15 protein-coding genes are annotated in these 15739 nt (G+C 73.2%); 9 read left to right on the top strand and 6 right to left on the bottom strand.

Translation table 11 applies throughout. The annotated features are described in order from the left end of the window. Positions 1 to 2: 2 nt before the first annotated feature. Entirely contained in the window at positions 3 to 899 is an 897-nt protein-coding gene (locus tag GGQ55_RS04900; protein WP_366488760.1) for an ABC transporter ATP-binding protein, read from the top strand. Continuing rightward, the gene (locus GGQ55_RS04895; RefSeq protein ID WP_179715382.1) at positions 896 to 1708 is read left to right on the top strand and encodes an ABC transporter permease; all 813 of its coding nucleotides are present in this window, start codon (positions 896 to 898) and stop codon (positions 1706 to 1708) included. Before GGQ55_RS04900 ends, GGQ55_RS04895 begins: the two co-directional genes overlap by 4 nt. Here GGQ55_RS04895 and GGQ55_RS04890 read toward each other — a convergent pair. Next, positions 1674 to 2234: an ester cyclase gene (locus tag GGQ55_RS04890; RefSeq protein WP_179715381.1), complete on the bottom strand. Its 561-nt coding sequence runs from the start codon at positions 2232 to 2234 to the stop codon at positions 1674 to 1676. The two genes, GGQ55_RS04895 and GGQ55_RS04890, sit on opposite strands and share 35 nt — an antisense overlap. A 51-nt stretch (positions 2235 to 2285) precedes the next feature. Here GGQ55_RS04890 and GGQ55_RS04885 point away from each other — a divergent pair, with 51 nt between their 5' ends. From GGQ55_RS04885 to GGQ55_RS04875, 3 genes are all read left to right on the top strand, one after another. Continuing rightward, positions 2286 to 2924, top strand: coding sequence for a TetR/AcrR family transcriptional regulator (locus tag GGQ55_RS04885; protein WP_179715380.1), 639 nt, complete (start codon positions 2286 to 2288; stop codon positions 2922 to 2924). A gap of 39 nt (positions 2925 to 2963) precedes the next feature. Continuing rightward, a complete protein-coding gene (locus tag GGQ55_RS04880; protein ID WP_179715379.1) occupies positions 2964 to 4037 on the top strand; it encodes an adenosine deaminase in 1074 nt (357 codons plus the stop codon). 212 nt (positions 4038 to 4249) lie between these two features. After that, positions 4250 to 5680, top strand: a complete 1431-nt coding sequence (locus GGQ55_RS04875) for a DEAD/DEAH box helicase (protein WP_179715378.1) — start codon at positions 4250 to 4252, stop codon at positions 5678 to 5680. A gap of 61 nt (positions 5681 to 5741) precedes the next feature. Here GGQ55_RS04875 and GGQ55_RS04870 read toward each other — a convergent pair whose 3' ends face one another. Genes GGQ55_RS04870 through deoC form a run of 4 tightly spaced genes read right to left on the bottom strand, consistent with a single transcriptional unit; the run spans position 5742 to position 10467 of the window. Next, a complete protein-coding gene (locus tag GGQ55_RS04870) occupies positions 5742 to 7115 on the bottom strand; it encodes a SatS C-terminal domain-containing protein (protein ID WP_179715377.1) in 1374 nt (457 codons plus the stop codon). 45 nt (positions 7116 to 7160) lie between these two features. Next, a complete protein-coding gene (locus tag GGQ55_RS04865) occupies positions 7161 to 8030 on the bottom strand; it encodes an aldehyde dehydrogenase family protein (protein WP_179715376.1) in 870 nt (289 codons plus the stop codon). Then, complete coding sequence (locus GGQ55_RS04860) at positions 8027 to 9472, bottom strand: aldehyde dehydrogenase family protein (protein WP_218859168.1); 1446 nt, start codon at positions 9470 to 9472, stop codon at positions 8027 to 8029. The genes GGQ55_RS04865 and GGQ55_RS04860 overlap by 4 nt, the downstream gene beginning before the upstream one ends. Then, positions 9472 to 10467 (bottom strand): deoxyribose-phosphate aldolase, encoded by a 996-nt coding sequence (deoC, locus tag GGQ55_RS04855; RefSeq protein WP_179715375.1) that lies wholly within the window; start codon positions 10465 to 10467, stop codon positions 9472 to 9474. The genes GGQ55_RS04860 and deoC overlap by 1 nt, the downstream gene beginning before the upstream one ends. 143 nt (positions 10468 to 10610) lie before the next feature. Here deoC and GGQ55_RS04850 point away from each other — a divergent pair, with 143 nt between their 5' ends. Genes GGQ55_RS04850 through GGQ55_RS04840 form a run of 3 tightly spaced genes read left to right on the top strand, consistent with a single transcriptional unit; the run spans position 10611 to position 13360 of the window. Then, positions 10611 to 11810 (top strand): HNH endonuclease, encoded by a 1200-nt coding sequence (locus GGQ55_RS04850; protein WP_179715374.1) that lies wholly within the window; start codon positions 10611 to 10613, stop codon positions 11808 to 11810. Positions 11811 to 11843: 33 nt separating this feature from the next. Further along, the gene (gene upp / locus GGQ55_RS04845; protein WP_179715373.1) at positions 11844 to 12467 is read left to right on the top strand and encodes a uracil phosphoribosyltransferase; all 624 of its coding nucleotides are present in this window, start codon (positions 11844 to 11846) and stop codon (positions 12465 to 12467) included. Then, a complete protein-coding gene (locus tag GGQ55_RS04840) occupies positions 12467 to 13360 on the top strand; it encodes a Gfo/Idh/MocA family protein (RefSeq protein ID WP_179715372.1) in 894 nt (297 codons plus the stop codon). The genes upp and GGQ55_RS04840 overlap by 1 nt, the downstream gene beginning before the upstream one ends. A gap of 2 nt (positions 13361 to 13362) precedes the next feature. Here the strand turns inward: GGQ55_RS04840 and GGQ55_RS04835 are convergent, their stop codons facing one another. Continuing rightward, complete coding sequence (locus GGQ55_RS04835; RefSeq protein ID WP_179715371.1) at positions 13363 to 14337, bottom strand: isopenicillin N synthase family dioxygenase; 975 nt, start codon at positions 14335 to 14337, stop codon at positions 13363 to 13365. A gap of 123 nt (positions 14338 to 14460) precedes the next feature. On the opposite strand from GGQ55_RS04835, the gene GGQ55_RS04830 reads away from it, so the two are divergent. Continuing rightward, positions 14461 to 15735, top strand: a complete 1275-nt coding sequence (locus GGQ55_RS04830) for an ArgE/DapE family deacylase (RefSeq protein WP_366488756.1) — start codon at positions 14461 to 14463, stop codon at positions 15733 to 15735. Positions 15736 to 15739 lie beyond the last annotated feature (4 nt).

Raw genomic sequence — 15739 nt, 5'->3', positions numbered from 1 at the left:
CTGTGACACGTTCCTCCTCGGCTCCGGTGCTCGGCGCGGACGCCGGCGCGCCGGACCCGGACGCGGCGATCTCGATCCGCGGGCTGGTCAAGCGCTACGGCGAGTTCACCGCGGTCGACGGGCTGGACCTCGACATCCGGCGCGGTGAGATCTTCGCCCTGCTCGGGCCCAACGGCGCGGGCAAGACGACGACGGTGGAGATCTGCGAGGGCTACCGCCCCCGCGACGGCGGCGAGGTCCGCGTGCTGGGCGAGGACCCGGCCGACGGCGGCCGGGCGTGGAAGGCGCAGCTGGGCATCGTGCTGCAGTCCGGCGCCGGCGACAGCGCGCTGACCTGCCGCGAGCTGCTGCGCGCCCAGGCCTCCTACTTCGCCGACCCGCGCGACCCCGACGAGGTGCTCGAGCTGGTCGGGCTCACCGAGAAGGCGAAGTCGCGCGGCCGGTCGCTGTCCGGCGGCCAGCGGCGCCGGCTCGACGTGGCCCTGGGCATCGTGGGCCGGCCGACGCTGCTCTTCCTCGACGAGCCGACCACCGGCTTCGACCCCGAGGCCCGGCGGCAGTTCTGGTCGCTGATCCGCTCGCTGCGCGACCTGGGCACCACGATGCTGCTCACCACGCACTACCTCGACGAGGCCGAGGCGCTGGCCGACCGGGTGGGCGTGATCGCCCGCGGGCGGCTCGTGGAGGTCGCCGTCCCGGCCGAGCTGGGTGGGCGGGCGTCGGCACCCGCGATCGTGCACTGGACCGAGGACGGCGTCCGGCGCAGCGAGGCGACGGCGACCCCGACGGCGTTCGTGCGGGAGCTGGCCGGCCGGTTCTCCGGCGAGGTGCCGGACCTCGCGGTCAACCGGCCGACGTTGGAGGACGTCTACCTGACGATGATCGGAGAGCCCTCGTGACGACCCTGGAGCGGTCGCTGCCGCCGGTGCCGGCCGTCTGGCGGGTGCGCGCCGGGGTGGAGCTCAAGGAGTTCTTCCGGCAGCGGGAGTCCGTCGTCTTCACCCTCGCCTTCCCGGTGATCCTGCTGCTCGTGTTCGGCGCGGTGCTGAACTACAACCTCGGCCAGGGCGTCGGGTTCGTGCAGTACTTCATGGCCGGGATCATCGGCGCCGGCATCCTCGGCGCCGGGCTGCAGAACATGGCGATCAGCATCGCCACCGAGCGCTCCGACGGGACCCTGAAGGGGCTGGCCGGCACGCCGATGCCGAAGAGCGCCTACTTCGTCGGCAAGGTCGTGCAGGTGCTGGCGGTGACGGTGCTCATCGTGGTGCTGCTGCTGTTGATCGGCACGGTCTTCTACAAGGTCCCGCTGCCCACCGGCAGCGACTGGGTCACCTTCGTCTGGGTCACGCTGCTGGGCTCCGCGGCGTGCACGATCTTCGGCATCGCCGTCTCCAGCCTGGCGAAGAACGGCCGCTCGGCGTCGGCCACGATCACCCCGATCGCGCTGGTGCTGCAGTTCATCTCCGGCGTCTTCTTCCAGTTCACGCAGGTGCCGGGCTGGCTGCAGACGATCGCCTCGTTCTTCCCGCTGAAGTGGATGACCCAGGGGCTGCGCTCGGTGTTCCTGCCCGACTCCTTCGCCGCGCAGGAGCCGGCCGGGTCGTGGGAGCTCGGCAGGGTCGCGCTCGTGCTGGCGATCTGGTGCGTGGGGGGACTCGTGCTGTGCGTCCTCACCTTCCGCTGGCAGGACCGCGAGGCCCGGTAGCCCGCAGCGCGCGGCGCTTCGCCCGGGCCATCCGGAACAGGTAGGCCGGCGACGGCGGGATCCAGCCCAGCTGCCGGGCCGTCCCGAGGTCGTCCCGGTTCGCCCAGTGCTCGACGATCCGGCCGTCCTGCATGCGGAACCAGTGGGACTGGGTCATGGCGAACGTCCGCCCGGTCGGCGGGAAGACGCTGTCCACCGAGCCGTCGTCGGTGTGGAACGCGATCGGTGCGGTGTGCCGGCCGTTCATGGTCGCGCTGACCGCAACCAGGTCGCCGTCGGCGAGCGCGTGGTGGATGTCGTAGCGCAGCTCCGCGAAGGCACCGCGCAGCCACAGCGCGGTGGCGTAGAAGCCGTCGGCGCCGGGGACCCGCGAGGACGGCGGCTGGACCGGGTTCTCGTGGTCGACGGCGTCGGGCCGGTACAGCGGGGTGAAGGCGGCTCGGTCTCCGTCGGCCATGGCGTGGATGCTGCGCACGGCGACGGCGACCGGGTCGGTCGAGACTGCGGAGGGGGTGTGGGCGGTCATGGCCACCTCATTTGGTTACAGTGGGACTGTAACCAAAGAATGGAGCTCCGGGTGACCGACGTCAAGAGGTCCTACGACGCGTCCGGCCGGCAGGCGCAGGCCCGGGCGCGGCGGCTCGCGGTGGTGCTCGCGGCGCGGGACCTGTTCGAGCGCCACGGGTTCCGGGCGACCACCGTCGCGGCCGTCGCCCAGCAGGCGGGGGTCTCGGCCGAGAGCGTCTACAAGGGCTTCGGGACCAAGGCGGCGCTGGCGAAGGCGGTCTTCGACCTGGCGGTGGCCGGAGACGACGAGCCGGTGCCGGTCGCCGAGCGGCCGGCCGCGGCGGCGGTGCACGACGAGCCCGACGTGCGGCGGAAGATCGGGCTGTTCGTCCACGGCCTGGCTGAGCGCCAGGCCCGCTCCGCCGATGTGCATGCCCTCATCCGCGACGGCCGCCACGTGGACGGCTCGCTGCAGCCGGTCTGGGAGGCGCTCGAGGAGGAGGGGCTCGCCGGGATGACCGCGCTCGGCCGGCACCTGCTCGACACCGGTCAGCTGCGGCCGGGGATCGACCTCGACGAGGTCCGCGACGTCCTCTGGAACTACCTGGCCATCGACACGTACGAACGGCTGGTGCTGCGCCGCGGGTGGTCGCGAGAGCGCTACGCGGCCTGGCTGGCGACGGCGGTGACACGCGCACTCTGCCCCTGAGCGCTCCCGCGCGCCCGCTCGCTGGGTAGCTTTCCCGGCGTGCCTGCACCACTGTCCGCCGAGACCCTCCGCCGCGCCCCCAAGGTGCTCCTCCACGACCACCTGGACGGCGGGCTGCGCCCGCAGACCGTGCTCGAGCTGGCCGACGAGGTGGGCTACCGCGACCTGCCGGCAGGCGATGCCGCCGCGCTCGGGGTCTGGTTCCGGCAGGCGGCCGACTCCGGCTCGCTGGTGCGCTACCTGGAGACGTTCGCGCACACCGTCGGCGTGATGCAGCGGCCCGAGGCGGTGCAGCGCGTCGCCCGCGAGTGCGCCCTCGACCTGGCGGCCGACGGCGTCGTGTACGCCGAGGTGCGCATGGCACCCGAGCTGGTCGCGGGCAGCATGCCGATCGAGGAGGCGGTCGAGGCCATGCTCGACGGCTACGCGGCAGGCATGAAGGAGGCCACCACCGGCGGGACGCCGATCACCGTGGGCACGCTGCTGTGCGCCATGCGGCAGAACGACCGGTGGGACGAGGTCGCCGGGCTCGTCGTCCGCTACCGCGACGCCGGTGTCGTCGGCTTCGACCTGGCCGGCCCCGAGGACGGGTTCCCGCCCGACCGCATCCCGTCGGCAATCGCGCTGCTCGACCGCGCGGGCGCGCACCGGACGATCCACGCCGGCGAGGCGGCCGGGGTCGAGTCGATCCGGGCGGCGCTGGACGGCGCGCGGGCCGAGCGGCTCGGGCACGGCGTGCGGATCGCCGACGAGGTGCTCGAGGACGGTGCGCTGGGCCCGGTCGCCGTGCGGGTGCGCGAGGAGCAGGTGCCGCTGGAGGTGGCGCCGTCGTCCAACGTGCAGACCGGCGCCTACCCGTCGCTGGCCGCGCACCCGGTCGACCGGCTGCACCGGCTCGGCTTCGCGGTCACGCTCAACACCGACAACCGGCTGATGAGCGGCGTGTCGGTCACCAGCGAGTTCACCGACGTGGTGACGACGTTCGGCTGGGGCTGGGACGACGTCGCCAGGGTGACCGAGCGGGCGCTGGCGGCCGCCTTCGCCGACGACGCGGAGAAGGCGCGGCTGCGCGACGACGTCGTCCGTCCGGGCTACGCGGCGCTGCGAGCCTGATCACGGTCGGAATGCCGAACCGACCTGCGCTGCTACGGTAGGTGTGCCGGCACTCGCCGGCCATCCTCCCGGACGGTCCGTCCGGGCATGAGCGCATCCGTGCAGATCCGACGTCGTCGATGACGTCCGGGATCGCCAGTGAGGACGCCGGAACCGGCGGCCGCCTATCGCCACGGGACGCGCCCGAGTGCGTATCGGAGTCCCACCACCGCATGTCCCTGATCGACCCTGTCGACGTCGTCGACGTCCCGAACACCACTTCTGAAGACCCCACCACCCCGACCTTCGCCCAGCTCGGCCTGCCGCAGACGCTGGTCACGGCGCTGGAGCGCCGGGGTATCCGCTCGCCGTTCGCCATCCAGGCCTCGGCGCTGCCCGACGCGCTCGCCGGCCGCGACGTGCTCGGCAAGGCGGCCACCGGCTCGGGCAAGACGCTCGCGTTCGGCCTGCCGCTGCTGACCCGTCTCGCCGAGGACGTGCAGCGTGGTCCCCGCGCCCCGCGCGGCCTCGTGCTCGTGCCGACCCGCGAGCTCGCCCAGCAGGTCGCCGACAACCTGGCGCCCCTGGGCCAGGCGCTCGGCCTGTTCGTCAGCACCGTCTACGGCGGCGCCCCGATGCACCGCCAGGTCCAGCAGCTGCGCCGCGGCGTCGACGTCGTCATCGCCACCCCGGGCCGGCTGCTCGACCTGATGGGCCAGGGCGAGGCCGACCTGTCGCAGGTCGTCGTCAGCGTCCTCGACGAGGCCGACTTCATGGCCGACCTGGGCTTCCTGCCCGACGTCACCGAGCTGCTCGACGCCACCGACCCCTCCGCCCAGCGGCTGCTGTTCTCGGCCACGCTGGACGGCGAGGTCGACACGCTCGTCCGCCGGTACCTCAAGGACCCGGCGCGGCACGAGGTGAAGTCGGCCGCCGACTCCGCCCCGCCCGCGGAGCACCTGGCCTACAGCCTCGCCTTCCGCGACAAGCTCGCCGTCGCGCAGGAGCTGGCCGCCCGCCCGGGCCGCACGATCGTGTTCGCCCGCACCCAGCTCGGTGTGGACCGGCTCACGGAGAACCTCAAGGCCGTCGGCATCAAGGCCGAGGCGATCCACGGCGGCATGCCGCAGGGCGCCCGCCGCCGTGCGCTGGAGGAGTTCACCGACGCCCGCTCGCCGGTGCTCGTCGCCACCGACGTCGCCGCCCGCGGCATCCACGTCGACGACGTCTCGCTGGTGCTGCACTACGACCCGCCGGCGGACGCGAAGACCTACCAGCACCGCTCGGGCCGCACCGCCCGCGCCGGGGCCAGCGGCGTGGTCGTCTCGCTGCTGCTGCCCGACCAGGTCGGCCAGGCCAAGCGGCGCTTCCGGCAGGCGAAGGTCGACCCGCGCGTCGACCGGATCCGTCCGGGCGACGCCCCGATCGCCGAGCTGGTCGCCTCCGGCGTGCCGGTGGAGCCGGTGGAGCGCCCGGCGCGCGAGCACAAGCCGCGCAGCGGTGGTCCGCGTCGTCCCCGCCAGGGCGACCGGCCGCGTCGCTCGTACGGCGAGCGGTCCTACGGGGAGCGGTCCTACGGGGAGCGCTCGCCGCGTGACGGCGAGCGCGGTCCCAGCCGCTACCGCGGCCAGGGCCGGCGCCCCGCGGAGCGCACCTCCCGCTAGGCCCGATCAACCGCAGAAGGCGCGATTCCTGCCCGGCAGGAATCGCGCCTTCTGTCGTTTCTCAGTCGCGCCAGACGAGGGCGCCGGTGACGGCGGTGACGACGTCGTCCCAGTCGCTCTTGATCGCCGCGGCGTCCTCCGGGCGCAGCTGCGCCTCGGGCTCGCGCTCGCTCAGCGCGATCGCCCGCCCCAGCGAGGACGGCGGCGACAGCAGCTCGTCGACCCGCTTGAGGCCGGCGTACTCGGCGATGTCGCGGATCCCCTCGACCGGCTGCGCCAACGCCTGCGAGGAGAGCAGCCCGGAGGCGCCGTCGGCGACCTCGGTGAGCACCTCGGACAGCTCGGTCAGGTCGTAGCGGTCCTGCTCGGAGGGCAGCGGCAGGGTGTCGCTGTCGGCGACCTCGGGCCACGAGGCGATCTCGGCGAGGTCGTGGTCCTCGGTGTTGGTGGAGAGGAACTTCGCCAGGTCCGTGGGCGTGTCGAACACCCAGATCTCGCCGTTCGAGCCGAGGAAGCGGGCGACGTCCTCGACGTAGCAGCGCAGCGTCACGCCCGCCGCCCCCGGGACGACGACCTCGACCGGCAGGATGCCGACCGCCTCCCAGAACTCCTGCGCGGCGGCGACCGCGGCCGGCGAGGCGGTGATCCGGCTGCCGCCGCCGATGGTCCGCACGCCGGACGCGGGGGCGGCCGCGGCCTCGTGGTCGGCCTCGTCGACGGCCTCCGCCTCCTGGGCCTCGGCGACCTCCTCGGCGTCCTCCGGCTCGTCGGCCTCCTCGGCCTCGTCGGCGGCGGGGTAGTCCTCGACGGTGACCGTGCCGCCGCCGGTCCAGTCCAGGTGCTCGGAGAGCTCCTCGACGACGTCCTCCCACAGCTCGTCGAGCGCGCCGCCGACGCCGACCCACGCGTCCTCGCCGGAGCGGCCGACGAAGGCCTCGACGCCGAGCCCCAGCGAGCCGACCTCGGGCCGTCCGACCAGGTCGGCGACGGCCTCGAACTGGCCCTCCGACTCCTCCTCGTCGTCGTCCTCGTCGTCGTCCTCGCTGGTGTCGAGGCACTCGGCGAGCCGGCCGACGATGTCGATGGTCGCGGCGAGCTCCTCGACCGCCCAGCGGTCGGGGTTCTCCGCGGCGATGTCGTAGACGCCGTCGAGGTCGTAGCGGTGGTCGTCGTCCGGCGTCAGGTCCGCGGCGCCCAGGCCGACGACGACCGGCCAGACCGGGTGGTCGGCCAGGTCGTGGTCGGTGTGCGAGCGGCAGAACGCCGCCAGCGCCGCCGGCGTGGGGAAGAGGTGCACCTTGGCGGTGTCGTCCTCGGTGGTGCCGAGGAAGGCCTGCCACTCCTCGCCGTCCTCCTCCCACGGCGGAGCCCAAAGGGTGTACCCGGTGCGGTCGTCGACGGTGAGGGCGATCGGGACGATGCTCGGTCTGGCCACGGGCCCATCCTGCCGGTTCCGCCTGGGTGTGCGCCCCCGGGTTGTTCAGACACCCATGGGATGCCACACCGTCTTCGTCTCGAGGAAGGCGGTCATGCGCGACAGGCCGGGGTCGGCGGTCCAGTCCGGCTCGGTGGCGGGGGCACGGAGCACGCGCTTGATCGTGCCCGCGGCCTCGCGCTCGAACTCCATCGCGCGCCCGGCCGGTGCGCCGGTCAGGTCGATCCCGTCGACGTCGGCGTGCTCGGCCAGCCACGGGCCGATCTCGGCGGCGTCACCGGTCAGGATGTTGACCACCCCGGCCGGGACGTCGCTGGTCTCGAGCACCTCGCCGAGGGTGACGGCGGGCAGCGGCCGCTCCTTGGAGCTGACGACGACGGCGGTGTTGCCGCCCGCCAGCACCGGCGCGAGCGTGCTGACCAGGCCGAGCAGGCTCGACTGCTGCGGTGCCAGCACCGCGATCACGCCGCTCGGCTCGGGCAGGCTGAAGTCGAAGTACGGCCCGGCGACCGGGTTGGCACCGCCCAGGACGGCGGCGAGCTTGTCGGTCCAGCCCGCGTACCAGACCCACCGGTCGATCGCGGCGTCGACGGCGGCCCGGGCCTTGGACGACGAGAGCCCCTCGCCGGCCGCGACCTCGGCGCAGAACTGCTCGTGCCGGCCCTCCATCACCTCGGCGACGCGGTAGAGCACCTGGCCGCGGTTGTACGCGGTGGCGCCGGACCACTTGCCGAAGGCGGCGCGGGCGGCGACGACGGCGTCCCGGGCGTCCTTGCGCGAGGCCCACGCGGCGTTGGCGAGGAAGCCGCCCTTGGCGTCGGTGACCTCGTAGCTGCGGCCGGACTCCGAGCGCGGGAACGCGCCGTTGACGTAGAGCTTGTAGGTCTTGCGGACGGCGAGACGCTCGGCGGTCACGCGGAAGCCCCCTTCAGGTAGCCGGCGAGCCCGTGGCGGCCGCCCTCGCGGCCGTAGCCGGACTGCTTGTAGCCGCCGAAGGGCGACGTCGGGTCGAACTTGTTGAACGTGTTGGCCCAGACCACGCCGGCGCGCAGCTGGTCGGCGATCTTGAGGATCCGCGAGCCCTTCTCCGTCCAGATCCCGGCCGAGAGCCCGTAGGTGGTGTTGTTCGCCTTGGCGACCGCCTCGTCCGGCGTGCGGAAGGTGAGGACGGACAGGACCGGCCCGAAGATCTCGTCGCGGGCGATCCGGTGGGCGGGGGAGACGTCGGTGAACACCGTCGGGGGGAACCAGTAGCCGCGCTCGGGCAGCTCGCAGGCCGGCTGCCACTTGTGCGCGCCCTCTGCCTCGCCGATCTCCGACAGCTCGCGGATGCGGGCCAGCTGCTCGGCGGAGTTGATCGCGCCGATGTCGGTGTTCTTGTCCAGCGGGTTGCCGACGCGCAGCGTGCCGATCCGCCGCTGCAGGCTTGCGATGACCTCGTCGTGGATCGACTCCTGCACCAGCAGCCGGGAGCCCGCGCAGCAGACGTGCCCCTGGTTGAAGAAGATCCCCTGCACGATCCCCTCGACCGCCTGGTCGATCGCGGCGTCGTCGAAGACGATGTTCGCCGCTTTGCCGCCGAGCTCGAGGGTCAGCTTCTTGCGGGTGCCGGCGACCGCGCGCGCGATCGAGCGGCCGACCTCGGTCGAGCCGGTGAACGCGACCTTGTCGACGTCCCCGTGCTCGACGACCGCGCGGCCGGTGTCGCCGGCGCCGGTGACGATGTTGACCACGCCGGGAGGGAGGTCGGCCTGGCGGCAGACCTCCGCGAACAGCAGTGCGGTCAGCGGGGTGGTCTCGGCCGGCTTGAGGACGACGGTGTTGCCGGTGGCCAGCGCCGGCGCGACCTTCCACGCCAGCATGAGCAGCGGGAAGTTCCAGGGGATGACCTGCCCGGCCACGCCCAGCGGCTGCGGTGCCGGGCCGAGGCCGGCCCAGTCGAGCTTGTCGGCCCAGCCCGCGTGGTAGAAGAAGTGCGCCGCGGCCAGGGGGACGTCGACGTCCCGGCTCTCCTTGATCGGCTTGCCGTTGTCCAGCGACTCCAGGACGGCGAACTCGCGGGCGCGCTCCTGCAGGATCCGGGCGATCCGGAACAGGTACTTGCCTCGGTCGGCCGGGCGCATGGGACCCCAGACGCGGGTGAACGCCTTGCGCGCCGCCTTGACCGCGCGGTCGACGTCGGCCTCGCTGCCGCTGGCGATCTCGGAGAGGACCTCCTCGGTCGCCGGGTTCACCGTCTTGAACGGCGTCCCGGTGCCGTCGACGAACTCGCCGTCGATGAACAGGCCGTAGGACGGCGCGACGTCGACGATGCTGCGCGACTCGGGGGCGGGGGCGTACTCGAACACGCTGGTCATCAGTCGACGCTCACGTAGTCGGGGCCGGAGTAGTGGCCGGTGCGGAGCTTCTGCCGCTGCAGGAGCAGGTCGTTGAGCAGGCTGGAGGCGCCGAAGCGGAACCAGTCAGGGGTCAGCCAGTCGGCGCCGGCGGTCTCGTTGACGAGGACGAGGTGCTTGATCGCATCCTTCGTCGTCCGGATGCCGCCGGCGGGCTTGACGCCGATCTGCCGGCCGGTGGCGGCGCGGAAGTCGCGCACCGCCTCGAGCATGACCAGGCAGACCGGGAGGGTGGCCGCGGGGTTGATCTTGCCGGTGGAGGTCTTGATGAAGTCGCCGCCGGCGAGCATGGCCAGCCAGCTCGCGCGGCGGACGTTGTCCAGCGTGACCAGCTCGCCGGTCTCGAGGATCACCTTGAGGTGGGCGCCGCCGCAGGCCTCCTTGACCGCGACGATCTCCTCGTAGACGTCGAGGTAGTGGCCCGCGAGGAACGCGCCGCGGTCGATGACCATGTCGATCTCGTCGGCGCCGTTGGCCACGGCGTCCTTGACATCGGCGAGCTTGACCGCGCGGCTGGCCCGGCCGCTGGGGAAGGCGGTGGCGACGGCGGCGACGTGGATGCCGGTGCCCTCGAGGGCTTCCTTCGCGATGCCGGCCAGGTCGCCGTAGACGCAGACGGCGGCGACGCTGGGCGCGGTGAGGTCGGTCGGGTCGGGACGGCGGGCCTTCGCGGCGAGGCTGCGCACCTTGCCGGGGGTGTCGGCGCCCTCCAGCGTGGTCAGGTCGACCATCGAGATGGCGGTGTCGATCGCCCACGCCTTGGCGGTGGTCTTGATCGAGCGGGTGCCCAGCTGGGCCGCGCGGGCCTCCGCGCCGACCTGGTCGACGCCCGGCAGGCCGTGGAGGAAGGCGCGGAACGCCGAGTCGGACCGGGTGACGTCGTCGTACGGCGGCAGCGGCCCGGTGATGGGCCGCGCGTACACCGACGGCGCGTCGGGCTCGAGCACGTGGGTCATGGGCACCATTCTCCCCTGCCCGTCGACCCGTTCTCGACGGCGCTCACCCGTCGGTGTCAAGGTCCGGCAACGAGTTGTGGACAGGGCTGTGACCTGGGGATTCGTCACGGCGTCGAGGCTGGTGCGTCGCTAGCGTTGCGGTCATGTCCTCCGACGACCTCCACGCGCTGAGCGGCCCTGAGCTGCTCGACCGCACGCGTGCCCTGGTCGCCGAGCGCAACCGGATCGACGCCGAGCTGGCGCGCACCGTCCGGGTAGCAGACAGCAAACAGGGATTCGCCGCCGACGGGCAGGCGACCGCCGCCTCATGGCTGCGGGGGCACGGCCGGCTGTCGACAGCTGCGGCATCGCAGGTGGTGCGCAACGGCCGGGCGCTCGAGCAACTGCCCGCGGTCGCCACGGCGCACGCGGTCGGGAACCTCACCGCTGATCACGTGTCGGAGATCGCGAAGATCATCGCGCCGCGGCCGGTCGCGCTGGCCGCCGCCCAAGGCGTTGACCTGGCCGAGACCGCCCGTGTCCTGACCCGCCTGGCCGCCGTCGCGCCGCACGAGGACCTGAAGAAGGCCGTGCACACCTTCCTCGAGATGCTCGACACCGACGGGCCGGAACCCGATCCCACCGAGCAGCGGACGTTGACCTTCACCCGGCACGCCGACGGGTCGATCACCGGCCGGTTCCACCTCGATCCCGCCGGTGCCGAGAAGGTGACCACGGCGCTGGAGTCGATCAACCAGACCGACCGCCCCGCCGGCGACGAGCGCACCGTCGGTCAGCGGCAGGCCGACGCGTGGGTGCAGCTCGCCGACCTCCACCTCGGCTGCGGCACGCTGCCCATGCTGCGCACCGTCAGGCCGCACATCGCGGTGAACGTGGACCTCGAGGACCTGCTCGACCCCACCACCGGCAAGGGCGCGGCCAGGGCCGGCTTCGGCGCGATCATCTCCGCCGCCCGCGCCCGCTGGCTGGCCTGCGACGCGGACATCACCCGCATCGTCCTCGGCATGAACGGCGAGCCGCTCGACCTCGGCCGCACCCACCGTCTGGTCACCCCAGCACTGCGAAAAGCCGTCATCGTCCGTGATCAGACATGCGTATTCGCCGCCTGCAACGCGCCGCACTGGTGGTCCGAGGTCCACCACCTCATCCACTGGGCCCAAGGCGGCGAAACCAGCCTCGCCAACTCCGGCCTGCTCTGCGAACGGCACCACACCCAGGTCCACCACGGCTTCACGATCGAACGAGATACCGCCGGGCGATGGCACACCTACCGACCCGACGGCACCGAGATCCTCACCGTCCGACCAGCGCCCACCGACGAGGCTCTGGCCAGCGCGGGGTAGGGCGTGTCACCGCAGGCCGATACGGTGGCGCGCGTGCAGCTGACCGTCGTGGACCACCCGCTCGCCCGTGCCCGCCTGTCCCGGATGCGGGACGAGCGGACCGACAACGCCAACTTCCGGGCGGCGTTGCGCGACCTCACCCAGATGCTGGTGTACGAGGCCACCCGCGAGCTGCAGCTCGCCGAGGAGCCGATCAACACCCCGGTCACCGGGACGACGGGCTACTCCCTCGCGGCACCGCCGCTCATCGTCCCGGTCCTGCGCGCGGGCCTCGGCATGGCCGACACCGCCCACCGGATGCTGCCGGAATCGCAGATGGGCTTCGTCGGCCTCGCCCGCGACGAGGAGACCTTCCAGCCGAAGGCCTACATGGCCTCGCTGCCGGAGTCCCTGGTCGGCCGCGAGGTGTTCGTGCTCGACCCGATGCTGGCCACGGGCGGCTCGCTGGTGAACTGCTGCACGCTGCTCACCGACCGCGGCACCACGTCGATCACGGTGCTCTGCGCGCTGGCCGCGCCCGAAGGCCTCAAGCGGCTCGAGGAGAGCGGCCTGCCGCTGCGGATCTTCACCGCCAGCGTCGACCAGGGCCTCAACGACAAGGCCTACATCGTCCCCGGCCTCGGCGACGCCGGCGACCGCCAGTTCGGCGCGGTCTGATGCGCTTCGGCGTCCTCGGCACGGGCTTCTGGGCCCGGGAGATCCACGCGGCCAGCATCGCCGAGCACGAGGACGCCGAACTGGTCGGCGTGTGGGGTCGCAACCTCGCCAAGGCCAAGGCGCTCGGCGCTCAGTTCGACGTCCAGGGCTACGACGACGTCGACGCGCTGCTGGCAGAGGTGGATGCCGTCTCCTTCTCACTGCCGCCCGACGTCCAGGTGCCGCTGGCCATCCGGGCCGCGGAGGCGGGCAAGCACCTGCTGCTGGAGAAGCCGATCGCGCTGACCGTCGAGGACGCCGACCGGCTGGTGTCCGCCGTCCGGGACAACGGCGTCGCCTCCGTCGTCTTCTTCACCTTCCGCTTCCAGCAGGCGACGGCGACCTGGCTGGCCCAGGCCGCGCGGACCAAGCTCGCCGGTGGCGCGGGCAGCTGGCTGGGCAACAACTACCAGCCCGACAGCCCGTTCAAGGACTCCACCTGGCGCAAGGAGCAGGGTGCGCTCTGGGACATCGGCCCGCACGCGCTGTCGCTGTTCATCCCCGCGCTGGGGCCGGTCACGCGCGTGCAGACCGGCGCCGGCTTCGGCGACACGGTGCACCTGATCCTCACCCACGAGTCCGGCGCGGCCAGCACGGTCAGCCTGTCGCACACGGTCGCGCCGATGAGCAGCGGCGTCGAGTTCTTCGTGCACGGCGACGCCGGCCGCATCACGCTGCTGCCCGAGGCCGGCCCGGCCGCCCGCGCGGCGCACCAGGTCGCGGTCACCGAGCTGACCCAGGCGGCCACCACCGGCGGCACGCACCCGTGCGACGTCGGGTTCGGCCGCGAGGTGGTCGCCGTCCTGGCGGCCGCCCAGCGGGCCCTCGAGGTCGGCTGCGTCGAGACCGTCTGACCTCAGACGGCGATCGCGGCGAGCTTGTCGCGCAGGTAGTTCCCGGCGACGACCGCCGGGTGCACGACCCGGCCGACCGGCGGCGGGACGCTCTCCAGCAGCGCCGTCGGATCGGCCTCGTGGAAGTAGACGAGCGACATGATCTGCTCGTCGGGCGTCTCGGCGCTCGGCGGCAGCACGCGGTGCCGGTTGGACATCCAGCGGTCGCCGGTCCAGCGGGCCAGCATGTCGCCGATGTTGATCGTGAACGAGCCGGGCACGTAGGGCGCGTCCACCCAGCCCTGGTCCTGGCTCCAGACCTGCAGCCCGGAGGCCGACGGCTGCCGGTCTAGGATCGTGAACGAGCCGAAGTCGGTGTGCGGACCGATCCGCAGGGCGCCGTCGGCCACCGGACCGAGGTGCGCGAGCGACGGGTACCAGTTCGCGTAGAACGACCAGGTGGGGTGCCGGGCGGCGGCGAGGAAGTGCTCTTCCGGCAGGCACAGCGCGACCCCGGTCAGCCGGAGCAGGTCGTCGGCCAGTCCGTGCATGTACCCCAGGTACTCCGTCACCAGGGCCTCGAACTGCGGGACCTCGTCGGGCCAGACGTTGGGCTGGTACCACTCCACGTCCACCGCGGCGTCCCCGGTCGGCTCGCTGCTGCCGACGACGTAGCTCTCCTTCAGGTCCGGCGGCGTCGGCGTCCCCTCCGACAGCCCGTTGGCCTCGACCCCGGGCGGGATCCAGCCCCGCGGCTGCCACGACGTCTCACCCACGCCGCCGCGGTAGCCGGCCTTGACCTCCTCCGGCAGGTCGAACACCGCCTGCGCCGCGGCGCGGATGCGGTCCGGCAGGTCGGCCGGCACGCCGTGCCCGGTGATCAGCAGGAAGCCGATGTCGACCAGCGCGCGGTCGATCTCGGCGGCGACCGCGGCCCGTCCGGCGGCGGTGCCCTCCCGCCACGGGGTCAGGTCGACGACCGGGATGGGGTTGCCCATCGGTGGCTCCTTCGGCGGGAGGAGGACGTGTCCGGACGGGAGTCTGTCACCGGGTGAGGTCACCGTGGCGGACGTGATCGCGTGCCACCACGACGACTCGAGGAAGCCCTACGCTCGCGGGCCGTGCCGATCCTCTCCCGCGCCGAGGAAGCAGCCCTCGCCGCCGTCGATCCCGCCGTGATCGTGGCCGAACTGACCGCCCTGCTCGCCATCCCGAGCGTCGGCGGCGCCGACGCCGAGGCCGACATCCAGCGGGTGCTGGCCACGCGGCTGGACGGCCTCGGGATGGACGTCGACCTCTGGTCCATGGACCTGCCCGCCCTGGCCGCCGCGCCCGGTTTCCCCGGCGTCGAGGTCGAGCGCGGCGAAGCATGGGGGCTGGTCGGCACGCGGCCCGGGGAGAGCGACATCCCGGCGCTGGTCCTGCAGGGGCACGTCGACGTCGTCCCCGCCGGCGACCGGGCGCAGTGGCGGTCGGACCCGTTCGGACCGACCGTCACCGACGGCCGCGTGCACGGGCGCGGGGCCTGCGACATGAAGGCCGGCGTCGTCGCCAACCTCGCCGCGATGACCGCGATCGCGACGTCCGGCGTCCGGCTCCGGGACGGCGTCGCCCTGCACCTCGTGATCGGCGAGGAGGACGGCGGCCTCGGCGCCTTCGGCACGCTGGCCCGCGGCCACACCGGCAAGGCCTGCATCATCACCGAGCCGACCAGCGGGACGCTGATCACCGCGGCCGCCGGCGCGCTGACCTTCACCCTCGAGGTGCAGGGCAAGGCCACGCACGCGAGCACGCCGTACGCCGGCGCGAGCGCGATCGACGCCTACCTCTCCCTGCACTGGGCGCTCGCGGCGCTGCAGGCCGAGCGCAACGCGGTCGTCGAGCCGCTGATGCGCGAGTACCCCGTGCCCTACCCGCTGGTCATCGGCCGGCTGCGGGCGGGGGACTGGTCGAGCAGCGTGCCGGACCTGCTGGTCGCCGACGGGCGGCTGGGCTTGCGCATCGAGGAGGACCCGGCCGAGGCCCGGCGCGAGCTGGAGCAGCGGATCGCCGAGGTCGCCGCGCAGGACCCGTTCCTGCGCGACCACCCGCCGGTGGTGCGCTGGTCGGGCGGCCAGTTCGCCGGGGGCCACCTGCCTGCCGGGGACCCGCTGCGCGACCTGGTGCAGGCGGCGCACACCGACGTCACCGGCGGCCCGGCGCTGCGCGAGCGCGGCGCCCCGTACGGCAGCGACCTGCGGCTCTACGCCGCCGAAGGCGTCCCGACGCTGCACTACGGCCCCGGTGACGTCCGCCTGGCGCACGGGCCCGACGAGGCGGTCGAGATCGACGAGGTCGTCCGCGTCACCGAGGCGCTCGTGCTCAGCACCCTACGGGCTTGCGGAACCTTGGACTGACCGC

The sequence above is a fragment of the Petropleomorpha daqingensis genome (assembly GCF_013408985.1).
GTDB lineage: Bacteria > Actinomycetota > Actinomycetes > Mycobacteriales > Geodermatophilaceae > Petropleomorpha > Petropleomorpha daqingensis.
The sequence above is the reverse complement of the archived record's forward strand: the minus strand, read 5'-3'. Positions and strand labels throughout refer to the sequence as shown.

Excerpts from the sequence above, each read along its gene's own strand:
- deoC (WP_179715375.1), bottom strand. The coding sequence starts at position 10,467 with ATGACCCACGTGCTCGAGCCCGACGCGCCGTCGGTGTACGCGCGGCCC.
- GGQ55_RS04875 (WP_179715378.1), top strand. The coding sequence starts at position 4,250 with ATGTCCCTGATCGACCCTGTCGACGTCGTCGACGTCCCGAACACCACT.
- GGQ55_RS04860 (WP_218859168.1), bottom strand. The coding sequence starts at position 9,472 with ATGACCAGCGTGTTCGAGTACGCCCCCGCCCCCGAGTCGCGCAGCATC.
- GGQ55_RS04835 (WP_179715371.1), bottom strand. The coding sequence starts at position 14,337 with ATGGGCAACCCCATCCCGGTCGTCGACCTGACCCCGTGGCGGGAGGGC.
- GGQ55_RS04890 (WP_179715381.1), bottom strand. The coding sequence starts at position 2,234 with ATGACCGCCCACACCCCCTCCGCAGTCTCGACCGACCCGGTCGCCGTC.
- GGQ55_RS04840 (WP_179715372.1), top strand. The coding sequence starts at position 12,467 with ATGCGCTTCGGCGTCCTCGGCACGGGCTTCTGGGCCCGGGAGATCCAC.
- GGQ55_RS04850 (WP_179715374.1), top strand. The coding sequence starts at position 10,611 with ATGTCCTCCGACGACCTCCACGCGCTGAGCGGCCCTGAGCTGCTCGAC.